The following is a 12,822-nucleotide window of genomic DNA, read 5'->3' on the forward strand; positions in this document are numbered from 1 at the left end:
CCGCCGGGCGGGACAAACCCACGCGATCAATCTTCGTGCGTCGCGCGCCCCGCGTCCAGCCGGGAGTGGTACCGCTCGTGCGCCTCGCGCACCAGGTCCTCGGAGATCCACGCGATCGGCTCCACGTCCACCAGCAGCGGCTCGTTGTCCGGCCCGAAGTCGATCTCCTTGCCGGTCAGCACCCACGGCCGCGCCCCCTCCGCCTGCTGGTGCGCGTACTGCACGATCCGCCGCGCCAGCCAGTCCTCCACCGGCAACGACCACCAGCCCGGCGCGTTCAACGGGTTCACCGACACCCCGGGCATCTCCAGCCCGCTCTCGTGATCGGTGCTCGGGTGCTCCGCGTCGGCCTCCGGACCGGGCGAGTACCGCACGTAGACGACCGCACCGGGGATCAGCAGCTCCGCCAGATCCGCCAGCCGGCGCAGGGTGGGCAACGAGTCTTCGACCGCCATGCCGCACACATGCCCCGCCACGGCCCCGCTTAACCGTGCACCGTGTACCGCGTCACCGCCTCGGCCGGGCGGCGCCGCGTCGCCGGCGCCGCGAACCCGTACCCGAACCGCAGCACCACCTGCGGATTCCCGGGCGCCGACACCAGCCGCGCCACCGCCGCCCGCAACACCGGGATCTCCACCGGCTGCGACAGGAACGACACGCTCACCCCCGCCGTCGTCGCCCGCAGCAGCACCCGCTGCAACGCCTGCCCCGCCCGCAACTGGGCCAGCCGCGTGTCCGTGTACGACGACAACACCGCCACCAGCGGCTTGCGGTCGAACGGCCAATCCGGACCCGCCCCGGCCGCCGACGCCGGCACACCGTCGTCCCGCGCCCCGTCCGACGCCGTCCACTGCCGCAGCTCGTCCTGGAACGCCAGGTCCTCCCGCTGCAACCGCTCGGCCTCCCGCAGCAGCACCCCCAGCTCGTCCAGCTGCCCGGCCCGCCCCACGACCGCCAGGTGCGCGCCCTCCTCGGAAGCCGCCCGCACGAGCGCCTGCCGCACCCACACCGGCACCTCCCGCGCCGTGAACGCCCGCCGGTTGCTCCGCCGGTAGGCGATCGCCCGCGCCAGCGCCACGTCGTCGGGCGTCGGGGTCACCCGCCCCCGCGCCCACACCGTCGCCAGGTGCTCCGGCACGTCCCGCCGCGGCAGCAGGTGCACCACCGGGGCCCGGCCGGCGGCGCGCAACGCCAGCCGAACGTTGAGCACCGCCGCGCCGCACGCCAGCCGCGCCTCCCGGCCATCCGGGTCGGCTACCTTCAGAATCCGGTCCGGGTCGAGGAACACCCCGATCCGGTCACCGTCCACCTCGAACCGCCACGGCTGGCTGTTGTGCGGCGACGGCGCGCGGACCGCCGCGTCGAGTGCGACCCGCACCGGGTCCTGGGCGAACGACATCTGGGCTCCCTGCCGCGAAGGGTCCAGGATCGCTCCACTCTTCACCGCCGCGCGGCTCCCCCACGAGGGCACGGTGTCCTCACCGATGAGGCCTTTGTGCCCTATCGGCGGTGAAACTCGCCCCGCGCCACCTCGCCTTTTGACTGGTGTTCTCCCAGGTGACATGCGAGTCTGGCTGCTATGCCCGGGACCGACGACTCCGACGAGGCCCCACCCTTGTCCGGGTTACGGGAAACGTTGTCCCAGTTGCGATTGCGGGAACTGCTCCGGGAAGTGCAGGACCGCATCGAGCAGCTGGTGCAGTCGCGCGACCAGATGGACGGCCTGCTCGAGGCGATGCTCGCCGTCGCGGGCGGTCTCGAACTCGACGCCACCCTGCGCCGCATCGTGCACGCCGCCATCAACCTCGTCGACTGCCGCTACGGCGCCCTCGGCGTGCTCAACCAGGACCGCGAAGGCCTCGCCGAATTCGTCTACGAGGGCATCGACGAAGCCACCCGCCGCGAGATCGGCGACCTGCCCACCGGCCACGGCCTGCTCGGACTGCTGATCCAGCAACCGAAACCGATCCGGCTGGACGATCTTTCCCAGCACGTCGCGTCCTCCGGGTTCCCCGCGCACCACCCGCCGATGAAGACCTTCCTCGGCGTCCCGGTGCGCGTGCGCAACGAGGTGTTCGGCAACCTCTACCTCACCGAAAAGAGCAACGGCCAGCCGTTCACCGAAGACGACGAAGTCGTCGTGCAGGCGCTGGCCGCCGCGGCCGGCATCGCCGTGGAGAACGCCCGCCTCTACGAAGAAGCCCAGCTGCGGCAACGCTGGCAGGAAGCCACCAGCGAGATCCGCGCCGAACTGCTCGCCGCCGCCGACCCCACCGACGTCCTCTACCTGATCGCCAACCGCGCCCTCGCCCTCGCCGGCGCCGACTACGCCTTCATCGCCCAGCCCGACGACCCCGACCTCCCGCCCGCCGACGTCACCCACCTGACGGTCACCGTCTCGGCGGGCCTGGACTCCGACCCGCTCATCGGCCGCGAGATTCCGATCGAGGGCTCCAGCTGCGGCGCCGCCTACACCGACGCCCAGCCGCGCCGCGTGGAGAACCTCGCCTACGACCTCACCCACGAGTTCGGGCCCGCGCTGGTCCTGCCGCTGCGCGCGTCCCGCGACTACGTCTCCGGCGTGCTGGTCACCCTGCGCAAGGCGGGCCAGGACCCGTTCGACGGCACCCAGCTCCCGCTCGCCGCCGCGTTCGCCGACCAGGCCGCGCTCGCCCTGCAACTGGCCGAGGACCAGCGCTCCATCAACGAGCTCAAGGTGGTCTCCGACCGCGACCGCATCGCCCGCGACCTGCACGACCACGTCATCCAGCGGCTCTTCGCCCACGGGCTGGCGTTGCAGAGCACCCACATGCGCTCCCGCAACCCGGACATCCAACGGCGGCTGGCCGACATGATCGACGACGTGCAGAGCATCGTCGCCGAGATCCGCACCGCGATCTTCGACCTGCACGGCGGCCTGCACGGCACCACCCAGCTGCGCAAGCGCCTCAACGAGATCATCGCCGAGGTCACCGGCGACACCGGCCTGCGCACCACTGTGCGGATGTCCGGCCCGATCGGCGTCGTCGGCAGCGACCTGGCCGAACACGCCGAGGCGGTGCTCCGGGAGGCGTTGTCCAACGCGGTCCGCCACGCCCGCGCGACCACCCTGACGATCACCGTCTCCGTCGACGACGACCTCGTCATCGACGTCGTCGACAACGGCACCGGCATCCCCGGCAAGGTCGCCCGCAGCGGCCTGCACAACCTCGCCGAACGCGCCACCCAGGCCGGCGGCACGTGCTCGGTGACCGCGCTGGACGGCGGCGGCACCCGGCTGACCTGGTCCGCGCCGGTGACTTAACCGGCGAAGTAGTGCCCCTCCTCGAGATCCGCCATGAGGGCAGGGTGCACCGGCTCCCAGCCGAGCAGGCGGCGGGTGTCCACGTTGGACAACGGGTTGTCAATGCTCATCAGCGGCGCGAAAGGCCCGAAGCGATCAGCGCCCTGCTCGGCCGGGACGCTGCGCACCGGGACCCCCAGGTGGCGGCCGATCACCTCGGCGATGTCCCGCACCCGCACGCCCTCCTCCGCAGCTGCGATCAGCTGCGCTCCCGCGGGCGCCTGCTCCACCGCCAGCCGGTAGAGGCGGGCCAGGTCCAGCGTGTGCACCGCGGGCCAGCGGTTCGCGCCGTCGCCCAGGTAACACGAGACACCGCTCGCCCGCGCGATCCTGATCAGCGTCGGCACGAAACCGCTCCGGTCCCGCGTGCTGTGCACCACCTGCGGCACCGCCACGAGCACAGCGCGGACCCCCTGCCCGGCCAGCCCGGCGATCAGCCGCCCGGTCGCGAGCCGCGGGTTCGCCGCGAGAACCTCGTCCGCCACGGCCGGCATCCCGATCCCGACGAGGGCCTTGCCCGTGCCCGCCAGCGCCTCGCCGAACGCCCGCGCCGCGGCCAGGTCGGCCGCCGCCGCCGCGGACCAGTCCCCGGCCAGCGCCGCGGCGTTGTCGAAGGCCAGGTGGACGACCGCGTCCGCGCCGGCCGCGGCCGCACGCAGCCCGTCGGTGTCCGCCAGATCGCCCAAGCGCACCTCGGCGCCCAGCGCCTTCACGGCGGCTACCGAGGACTCCGAACGGGCCAGGCCCATGACCTCGTGCCCGGCCTGGAGCAGTTCGGTGACGACGGCGGAACCGATGTGACCGCCGGCACCCGTGACGAAAACCTGCATGAGGAGCCTCCCGCTGAAAGTGATGTGACTGAGTACCGTCACTGTAGCGGAAGTGACGGTACTCAGTCACATCACCTAGGCTGTGCACATGGGCCGCTGGGAACCGAACGCGCGCATGCGCCTGGTGCGCGCCGCCATCGACCTGTTCGCCGAGCAGGGCTACGACAAGACCACCGTGGCGCAGATCGCCGAACGCGCCGGCCTCACCAAGACCACGTTCTTCCGCCACTTCCCCGACAAGCGCGAAGTGCTCTTCGCCGGACAAGAAGTGCACGCGCGGCTCCTCGCCGACGGCATCGCCGGCGCACCCGCCGGCGCCACCCCGCTGCAAGCCGTCGCCGCCGCCCTCGACGCCGTCACCGCCACCTTCGTGCCGGAACAACGCGAGTTCGGCCCCCGCCTGCACGACGTCATCGCCGCCCACAAGGAACTGCGCGAACGCGAGGTCTTCAAACGCGCCGGTCTCGGCGCGGCGATGACGGAAGCCCTCACCGCGCGCGGCGTGCCGGACCCCGCCGCGAGCCTCGCCGCCGACCTCGGCGTCCGCGCCTTCACCCGCGCGTTCGAGCGGTGGATCGAACCCGCCAACGACCAGCCGTTCCCCGAGCTCGCCCGCCAGGCCCTCGACGAATTCCGCACCGCGGCCGCCACCCTCGCCTGAACCCGCGCCCACGGGCGCGCCAGGGTCCTTCGGCCCTTACCGGCCGCCCCTGGCTCGGCGAGGCTGGGATCATGCACGCCTGGCGAGTGTTCCGGCCCGGGCCTCCGGGCACCCGCAAGTTCGAACTCCGCAACGAACCGGTGCCCGACGTCGGTGACCGCGAACTGCTGCTGCGCGTGCTCGCGTGCGGGGTGTGCCGCACCGATCTGCACGTCGTCGAGGGGGACCTGCCGGTGCACCGCACCGGGGTGGTGCCCGGGCACGAGGTCGTCGGCGAGGTCGCGGCCCTCGGCCCGCACGTCACCGGCTTCGCGGTCGGCGACCGGGTGGGCGCGGCCTGGCTGCGCGGCACCTGCGGGGAATGCGCTTACTGCCGCCGCGGCACGGAGAACCTCTGCCCGCGCTCCCGCTACACCGGCTGGGACGCCGACGGCGGCTACGCCCGCTTCACCACCGTCCCCGCCGCCTACGCCCACCGGCTCCCCGGCGGCTACTCGGTCACCGAGCTCGCCCCGCTGCTGTGCGCCGGCATCATCGGCTACCGCGCGCTGCGCCGGGCCGACCTGCCCCACCACGGGCGCCTCGGCGTCTACGGCTTCGGGGCCAGCGCTCACCTGGCGGCCCAGGTCGCCCTCGCCGAGGGCGCCACCGTGCACGTCCTGACCCGCAGCGCCCAGGCTCGGCAACTCGCCCTCGACCTGGGCGCGGCCTCCGCGGGCGACGCCGCCGACCCGCCGCCGGAACCGCTCGACGCGGCGATCCTGTTCGCCCCGGCCGGCGAACTCGTCCCGCCCGCGCTGGCGGCGCTTGACCGCGGCGGCACCCTCGCGATCGCCGGGATCCACCTGACCGACGTCCCGTCCCTGAACTACCAGCACCACCTGTTCCAGGAACGCACCCTGCGCAGCGTCACCGCCAACACCCGCCGCGACGCGCGGGAGTTCCTGGACTTCGCCGGCGAGCACCACCTGCGGATCGTCACCACCGCCTACAGCCTCGACCAGGCCGACCAGGCGCTCGCCGACCTGGCGGCCGACCGGGTCACCGGCGCGGCGGTGCTGGTCCCTTGACGTCCGTCAGGTGACCTTGGTCCCCTGGGATCGGGGACCTAAGCCGTGTCGCGACGGACCGGGCTTCCGTAGCCTGGGAGGGTTCCCTGTGGCGAAGGGATGGCGGAATGATCAAGGTCTTCCTCGTCGACGACCACGAGGTCGTGCGCCGCGGTGTCGCCGACCTGCTCGAGGCGGATCCGGCCTTGACGGTGGTCGGCGAAGCGTCCACCGCCGCGCAGGCGCTGTCCCGGGTCCTGGCGCTGCGGCCGGACGTGGCGGTGCTGGACGTCCGCCTGCCCGACGGCAACGGCATCGAGCTGTGCCGCGAGCTGCGTTCCCGGCTGCCCGAGCTGAACGTGCTGATCCTGACCTCCTACACCGACGAGGAGGCGATGCTCAACGCGATCCTGGCCGGTGCCGGCGGGTACGTCATCAAGGACATCCAGGGGCTGCAGCTCATTTCGGCGGTGCGCGAGGTCGGCAGTGGACGATCGCTGCTGGACACCCGCGCGGCCGCGACCCTGATGGCGAAGCTGCGCGCGGACGCCGTCGAGACCGGCCCGCTCGCGGCGCTGAGCGACCGCGAGCGGACGCTGCTCGGCCTCATCGGCGAAGGCCTGACCAACCGCCAGATCGCCGAGCGGATGTTCCTCGCGGAGAAGACCGTGAAGAACTACGTCTCCCGCCTGCTGACCAAGCTGGGGCTGGAACGGCGGACCCAGGCCGCCGTCCTCGCGACGAAGCTGCGGGAGGGCAGGCGGGTGACGGGTGAAGAATGAATTCTCGAAAAAGCCGCGCCGTATAGGGCGTTATACACCCTTGTGCTGTTCCCGGCGCTCCCGCTCCTCGCGCTCCCGGTAGGCCTCCTCGGCGAAGTACCGCCGCATCGCCGACTCCGCCATCTCCTCCGTCGTGTGCCGGCCCGTCCGGGACGCCGCGGTCACCCGCGCCTCCCGCGCCGCCTTCCGGCTCTCCAGGTCGTTCATCGTCCACTCCTTCCCTGGCCGAGCGTCTCCCATTCGCGCGCCCACGCCGCCGCGCGGACCCGGTCGAGCGCGAGGTGCACCGCCAGCACGACGAGCGTCAGCACCAGCACCACGCCGAGCCACCCGAGCAGGCCGACGCTGAGCGCGATGGTCAGCGCGTTGAACGCCGACAGCGGCGGCGGCACCGGCTCCCCCGCCCCGTCGACCCAGATCGGCAGCCGCGCGCCCTGGTCCGTGCCCGCCGGGACGCTGACCGGGCCGCTGCGCTCGGTCCCGTCCGGCAGCCGCCACAACGCGGGCACCTCCGCCACCTGCACCGCGGGTCCGCCTGCCACGAAGGACCCGGCGTCGGCCAGCACCACGGCCGTCACCTGGGTCCGGTGGGCCTGCTGCGCCCGCGCCAGCTCGGCGTGGCGGACGTACACCTCCGACACGAGGACCCCCGCCACCGGCACGGCGACCACCGCCAGCAGGATCGCCGTCACCAGCAGGCGCGCCTCCCAGCGGTCCCACGGGCGCACCAGCGGCCCGCCCGGGTGGATCAGGCGCCAGAACCGGGCGGGCCACGACTCGGGTGCGGGCGTCACCGGCCTGCCCCCGCCCGCACCGCCCCGGTTCCGCCGCGCATGTCCCGAGTCCTTCCACCACCCGGCTCAAGCGTGACGTCCGCGCGGCCGGAGGTGAAGGGCCGTTGGTCCCTTGGACGCGGAACCGGCGGCGCGCGGGCAGACTGGGGTGGATGCGCGACACCGGCACCGCTCCCCCGCTCACCCGCCGCACGGCCGTCCTCGGCGCCGTCGCGGTGCTGGCCGCGGCCACGACACTGGCCAACCGCGTGCTGCCCGGCTGGGCCTACCCCCTGTGCGGGGCGGTGACCGCGGGTGTCCTCATCGGACTCGCGCGCCTGTCCGGCCGCGGGTTCGCCGAGCTCGGCCTGTCCCGGCGGCAGTGGCGCCGTTCGGCGGCCACCGGGGGCGTCGCGTGCCTGGTCGTCGCGGCCGGCTTCGGCGTCGCCCTCGCCGTGCCGGCGCTGCGGCCGCTGTTCCAGGACGGCCGCGTCGGGCAGCACCCGCCCGCCGAGCTGGTGTGGCTCGCGCTGGTGCGGATCCCGCTCGGCACCGTGCTCGTGGAAGAGGTCGCCTTCCGCGGCGTGCTGCCCGCCTTGCTGGGCGGCGGCGAACGCTGGCGGTGGCGGCCCGTACTCGGCGCGTCCGCGTTGTTCGGGCTGTGGCACCTGCTGCCGTCGCTGGCGTTGCGCCGCAACGCGGGCGTCGACGCGGCCGTCGGCGCCCTGCCCCTGCCGGTCCTGTCGGCGCTGGCGATGCTCGGCGCCGCGGTGGCCGGTGTCGCGCTCTGCGCGCTCCGCTACGCCGGGCGCGGGGTGCTGGCCCCCGCGCTGGTGCACCTGGCGCTCAACTCGGGCGGGCTCGTGCTCGCGTGGTTCGCAGGCCGCGCCGGTTAGGGACTTCCGGCCCTTGGGCGGCGACCACGACGACGAGGACAGTGGGGCCAGTCGAACTAGGAGCGTTCATGCGGCACCCCGGCCAGTGGAAGATGGACATCGGACTGGACGAGATCGGGGGTGTGACGCGCGCGGAAGTCCGGCTCGGCGGCACCGACGACACCCGGTTCACCGGCATCGGCCTCGTCGAGAACGGCCCGCGCGGGCTGCACCTGCCCGGCATCGCGGCGGAGCTCGCCCTCGCGCGGGCCCTGAGCGACCTCACCGAGGAACTGCTCGAGGCGGTCGCCTCCGACATCGACACGCAGTTCACCTTCCCCGGGCCGCGCGTCAACTAGCGCTGTCGAGGACGACCGCAGGCGGGGCTGCCCGCGGCGCCACGCAAGCCACTTCCGAAACACGGGCTAGCCCGGAACGTTGGCCTCCAGCTCGTCGAGCCAGGCCCGCGCGCTGGCGTCGCTCGGGGCGCGCCAGTCGCCGCGCGGGGAGAGCGAACCGCCGGAGCCGACCTTCGGCGCGTTGGGCATCGCGGAGCGCTTGAACTGGCTGGTCTGGATGAACCGCCACAGGAACTCGCGCAGCCACTTCTTGATCGTCGGCAGGTCGTAGCTGTTGCGCTCGGACTCCGGCACCAGGTCCGGCCACCGCCCGGCCTTGACATCGCCCCACGCGTGCTGCGCCAGGTAGGCGATGCGGCTGGGCCGGTAGCCGAACCGCAGCAGGTAGTACAGGTGGAAGTCCTGCAGCTCGTACGGCCCGACCTTCGCCTCGGAACTCTGCGACGGCCCCGAGTCCGGCCCCTCCCCGGGCACCAGCTCCGGCGAGATCTCGGTGGCCAGGATCGACCGCAGCACCTCGTCGGCGCCCTCGCCCAGCTGCTCGGTCGCCACCTCCCACGCGATCAGGTACCGGATCAACGTCTTGGGCACCGAGGCGTTCACGTTGTAGTGCGACATCTGGTCGCCCACCCCGTAGGTCGCCCACCCCAGCGCCTGCTCGCTCAGGTCGCCGGTGCCGACCACGAGCGCGCCGTGGTGGTTGGCCAGCCGGAACAGGTGCGAGGTCCGCTCCCCCGCCTGCACGTTCTCGAACGTCACGTCGTACACCGGCGAGCCGTCCGCGGCCGGGTGTCCCAGGTCGGCCAGCATCTGCCGCGCCGAGGGCCGGATGTCGATCTCGTGCGCGGACGTGCCCAGCGCCTTCATCAGCTTGTGCGCGTTGGTCAGCGTGTGGTTCGTGGTGGCGAACCCGGGCATCGTGTAGGCCAGCACGTTCTCCCGCGGCAGCCCGAGCTTGTCCATGCTCTGCGCGGCGATGATCAGCGCCTGCGTCGAGTCGAGCCCGCCGGACACGCCGATCACGACCTTTTCGATCCCGGTCGCCGCGAGCCGCTGCGTCAGGCCCTGCACCTGGATGTGGTGGACCTCGCGGCAGCGCTCGTTGCGGTCGGCGGTGTTCGCCGGCACGTACGGGAACCGCTGGATCTCCCGGCGCAGCCGCACCGGCCCCGGCGGCAGCTCCAGCTCGAAGTCCACGCGGCGGAAGGACTTGAGCCGCTCCCGGTGGTCGTGCGCGTTGTCGTTGAAGCTGGTCATGCGCAACCGGTCGGCGGCCAGCCGCTCCAGGTCGACGTCGGCGGTCACCAGCTGGTTCGACTCGAACCGCTCGCCCTCGGCCAGCAGCGACCCGTTCTCCGCGATCACCGCCTGCCCGTCCCACGCCAGGTCCGTGGTGGACTCCCCCGGCCCCGCCGCCGAGTACAGGTACGCGGCGATGTAGCGGGCCGAGTGGTTGGTGCACAGGTTGCGCCGGTAGCCGGCCTTGCCGATCACGATGTTGCTCGCCGAGAGGTTCAACAGCACCGTGGCGCCCGCCATCGCACCGAACCCGCTCGGCGTCACCGGCACCCAGCCGTCCTCGCAGATCTCGACGTGGAACACCAGGCCAGGCACGTTCGGCGCGGCGAACAGCAGGTCACTGCCGAACGGCGCGTCCTGGCCCGCCACCAGCACCCGCTCGGACACCGCGTCCCTGGCCGCCACGAACTGGCGCTTCTCGTAGAACTCGCGGTAGCCCGGCAGGTAGCTCTTGGGCACCACGCCCAGGACCTGGCCGCGGTGCACCACGATGCCGCAGTTGAACAGCCGCCCCTCGAACCGCTGCGGCGCGCCGATCGCGAACACCCCCGGCAGGTCCGCCGACTCCTGCACGAACCGCGCCACGGCGTCGTCCACCGCGGCCTGCAGCGCGTTCTGGTGGAACAGGTCGTCGGCGGTGTAGGAGGAAAAGCCCAGCTCGGGGAACACCGTGATCGCGACCCCGTCGGCGGCCGCGCGGCGGGCCAGCGCCAGCGTGGCGTCGCAGTTGAACTCCGGATCCGCGACCCGGAGCTCCGGGACCGCGGAGGCCACCCGCACGAACCCGTGCCGGTAGAGCGAGGTGAAGTCGTGGGCCTGCGCTGATGTCACACTGTCCCCGTTTCCGCGTGCGTGCCGTGCACCGTCGAGCCTAGATCTAGACTCCGACCGTGCCCGACCCCACCACCGCCGTGCGTGATCTCGCGGACTCCCACGTCGCGCAGGCCTGCGCCGCCGACCCCCAGCTGGGCACCATGCTCGGCGTCGCGCCCGGGGAGGACCGGCTCACCGACCTCTCCCCCGCCGGCCAGCGGGAACGGGACGAGCTGGCGACCGCGACGCTGGCCCGCCTGCGCGGCCTGGAGCCCGGCGGCGACGACGAGCGCCGCTGCGCGCGGCTGCTGCGGGAGCGGCTGGAGACCGGGCTGGCGGTCAGCGCGGCAGGCGAGCACCTGCGGATGATCCGCAACATCCTCGGCCCGCTGCAGGGCCTGCGGAACACCTTCCTGATGATGCCCACGGACTCCGCGGAGGACTGGGCGGTGATCGCCCGCCGGGTCGCGCGCGTGCCGGGCGCGCTGGCCGGGTACGCCGAGTCGCTGCGCGAGGGCGTGCGGCGCGGCCTGTTCGCCGCGCCGCGGCAGGTGGAGACGGCGATCGCCCAGCTGGACGCGTGGGAGGGCTGTTTCGCCGGGTTCACCGCCGGGGCCGATGTGCCGCCGGCGTTGCGCGCCGACCTGGACCGGGCGTCCACCGCCGCGCAGGACGCCCTGACCGGGTTGCGCGGCTTCCTCGCCGCCGACTACCTGCCGCGCGCCGAGGGGACCCCCGACGGCGTCGGCGAGGAGCGCTACCTGCTGCACGCCCGCCAGTGGACCGGCGCGCACCTCGACCTCGCCGCGACCACCGAGTGGGCGTGGGCGGAGTACCGCGCCCTGGCCGCGCAGATGCGCGCGGAAGCGGGCCGCGTGCTGCCCGGCGCGCCGGTGCTGGAGGCGATGGCGTACCTGGACCGGGAGGGCCCGGTCGTCGAGGGCGCGGAGGAAGTCCGCCGCTGGCTGGCCGACCTCACCGCGCGCGCGATGGACGACCTGGACGGCAGGCACTTCGACCTGGCGCCGCCGGTGCGGGTGCTGGAGACCCGGCTGGCCCCGCCCGGCAGCGCGGCCGCGCCGTACTACACGCGGCCCGCGCGGGACTTCTCCCGGCCCGGCCGCACCTGGCTGCCCACGCTCGGGCAGACCCGCTTTCCACTGTGGACGCTGATCAGCACGTGGTACCACGAGTCCGTGCCGGGCCACCACCTGCAGTTCGGCCACTGGACCACGTTGTCGGGGCGGCTGTCGCTGTTCCAGACCAGCGCCGGTTCGGTCAGCGCCACCACCGAGGGCTGGGCGCTCTACGCCGAGCGCCTGATGGACGAGCTGGGCTACCTCGACGACCCGGCAGCCCGCCTGGGCTACCTCGACTCGCAGATGATGCGGATCATCCGCGTGATCGTCGACATCGGCATGCACCTGGGGCTGCCGGTGCCGGAGGAGGCCGGGCTCGGCCCCGGCCTGCGCTGGACCGCCGAGACCGGCCGCGCGTTCTTCGGCGCCCACACCACGCGTGAGTCCGCGTTCCTGGACAGCGAGATCGTGCGGTACCTGGGCGTGCCGGGCCAGGCGATCAGCTACAAGCTCGGCGAGCGCGCCTGGCTGGCCGGGCGCGCGGCGGCCAGGGCCCGCAACCCGCGGTTCGAGCTGAAGGCCTGGCACATGGCGGCGCTGTCGGTGGGCACGCTCGGCCTGGACGACCTGGAGCCGGAGCTGGCCGCGCTCTGACGAGCGGCGCTCACCCGAACACCGGCACCTCGGCCTCGACCGGGTACTCCGCGACCCGCCCGCCGCGGATCCGGATGCCGGTGCGCCGCGCCCTGGCGACCCGGCGCCACGCGTCGAGGTCCTCGCGGGACTCCCACCGCTCGAAGATGTTGACGCGCCCGGGGTCGAGCGGGTCGGCGGAGATGGCGAAATCGAGGCAGCCGGGGGCTTCGCGCGCCCGCCGCACCAGATCGGCGTGGGCCGCGACGTAGGTGTCGCGCTCGTCGGCCGCCACGGCCACGTGCCCGGCGATGATGATCGGCATG

The 12,822-nt window shown here is 73.4% G+C and carries 14 protein-coding genes; 7 read left to right on the forward strand and 7 right to left on the reverse strand.

All coding sequences use genetic code 11. From position 1 onward, the window contains the following. Positions 1-26: 26 nt before the first annotated feature. Positions 27-455, reverse strand: coding sequence for a DUF6098 family protein (locus tag ABZ215_RS10120; RefSeq protein WP_354949157.1), 429 nt, complete (start codon positions 453-455; stop codon positions 27-29). 29 nt (positions 456-484) lie between these two features. Beyond that, a complete protein-coding gene (locus ABZ215_RS10125; RefSeq protein ID WP_354949159.1) occupies positions 485-1,399 on the reverse strand; it encodes a nitroreductase family protein in 915 nt (304 codons plus the stop codon). A 252-nt stretch (positions 1,400-1,651) separates the two neighbouring features. Between ABZ215_RS10125 and ABZ215_RS10130 the strand changes: the two genes are divergently transcribed. Continuing rightward, on the forward strand, positions 1,652-3,304 hold the full coding sequence (locus ABZ215_RS10130; protein WP_354709136.1) for a GAF domain-containing protein: 1,653 nt from the start codon (positions 1,652-1,654) through the stop codon (positions 3,302-3,304). Here the strand turns inward: ABZ215_RS10130 and ABZ215_RS10135 are convergent. Continuing rightward, positions 3,301-4,173 carry an NAD-dependent epimerase/dehydratase family protein gene (locus ABZ215_RS10135; protein ID WP_354949161.1) on the reverse strand — a complete coding sequence of 291 codons (873 nt, stop codon included), beginning with the start codon at positions 4,171-4,173 and terminating at the stop codon, positions 3,301-3,303. The genes ABZ215_RS10130 and ABZ215_RS10135 overlap by 4 nt on opposite strands. A gap of 88 nt (positions 4,174-4,261) precedes the next feature. On the opposite strand from ABZ215_RS10135, the gene ABZ215_RS10140 reads away from it, so the two are divergent. The 3 genes from ABZ215_RS10140 (at position 4,262) to ABZ215_RS10150 (ending at position 6,665) form a co-directional block, all read left to right on the forward strand. After that, positions 4,262-4,834, forward strand: a complete 573-nt coding sequence (locus ABZ215_RS10140) for a helix-turn-helix domain-containing protein (RefSeq protein WP_354949163.1) — start codon at positions 4,262-4,264, stop codon at positions 4,832-4,834. A 71-nt stretch (positions 4,835-4,905) separates the two neighbouring features. Beyond that, positions 4,906-5,904 (forward strand): zinc-binding alcohol dehydrogenase family protein, encoded by a 999-nt coding sequence (locus ABZ215_RS10145; protein ID WP_027935860.1) that lies wholly within the window; start codon positions 4,906-4,908, stop codon positions 5,902-5,904. Positions 5,905-6,011: 107 nt separating this feature from the next. Next, the gene (locus tag ABZ215_RS10150; protein ID WP_354949166.1) at positions 6,012-6,665 is read left to right on the forward strand and encodes a response regulator transcription factor; all 654 of its coding nucleotides are present in this window, start codon (positions 6,012-6,014) and stop codon (positions 6,663-6,665) included. A gap of 30 nt (positions 6,666-6,695) precedes the next feature. Here ABZ215_RS10150 and ABZ215_RS10155 read toward each other — a convergent pair whose 3' ends face one another. Further along, positions 6,696-6,872: a hypothetical protein gene (locus tag ABZ215_RS10155; protein WP_354709035.1), complete on the reverse strand. Its 177-nt coding sequence runs from the start codon at positions 6,870-6,872 to the stop codon at positions 6,696-6,698. After that, a complete protein-coding gene (locus tag ABZ215_RS10160; RefSeq protein ID WP_354949168.1) occupies positions 6,869-7,459 on the reverse strand; it encodes a hypothetical protein in 591 nt (196 codons plus the stop codon). Before ABZ215_RS10160 ends, ABZ215_RS10155 begins: the two co-directional genes overlap by 4 nt. 152 nt (positions 7,460-7,611) lie before the next feature. Here ABZ215_RS10160 and ABZ215_RS10165 point away from each other — a divergent pair, with 152 nt between their 5' ends. Together ABZ215_RS10165 and ABZ215_RS10170 are read left to right on the forward strand one after the other, a co-directional pair. Further along, positions 7,612-8,334, forward strand: coding sequence for a CPBP family intramembrane glutamic endopeptidase (locus ABZ215_RS10165; RefSeq protein WP_237334813.1), 723 nt, complete (start codon positions 7,612-7,614; stop codon positions 8,332-8,334). Between the two features lie 68 nt (positions 8,335-8,402). Beyond that, positions 8,403-8,672 (forward strand): dsRBD fold-containing protein, encoded by a 270-nt coding sequence (locus tag ABZ215_RS10170; RefSeq protein ID WP_354949170.1) that lies wholly within the window; start codon positions 8,403-8,405, stop codon positions 8,670-8,672. Between the two features lie 66 nt (positions 8,673-8,738). Here ABZ215_RS10170 and ABZ215_RS10175 read toward each other — a convergent pair whose 3' ends face one another. Continuing rightward, on the reverse strand, positions 8,739-10,802 hold the full coding sequence (locus ABZ215_RS10175; protein ID WP_354949172.1) for an NAD(+) synthase: 2,064 nt from the start codon (positions 10,800-10,802) through the stop codon (positions 8,739-8,741). A 59-nt stretch (positions 10,803-10,861) separates the two neighbouring features. Here ABZ215_RS10175 and ABZ215_RS10180 point away from each other — a divergent pair, with 59 nt between their 5' ends. Next, positions 10,862-12,517 carry a DUF885 domain-containing protein gene (locus ABZ215_RS10180; RefSeq protein ID WP_354949174.1) on the forward strand — a complete coding sequence of 552 codons (1,656 nt, stop codon included), beginning with the start codon at positions 10,862-10,864 and terminating at the stop codon, positions 12,515-12,517. Between the two features lie 10 nt (positions 12,518-12,527). Here the strand turns inward: ABZ215_RS10180 and ABZ215_RS10185 are convergent, their stop codons facing one another. Continuing rightward, positions 12,528-12,821, reverse strand: a complete 294-nt coding sequence (locus ABZ215_RS10185) for an antibiotic biosynthesis monooxygenase family protein (protein ID WP_354949176.1) — start codon at positions 12,819-12,821, stop codon at positions 12,528-12,530. Position 12,822 lies beyond the last annotated feature (1 nt).

The organism is Amycolatopsis sp. NPDC006131, assembly GCF_040614175.1.
GTDB lineage: Bacteria > Actinomycetota > Actinomycetes > Mycobacteriales > Pseudonocardiaceae > Amycolatopsis_E > Amycolatopsis_E tucumanensis.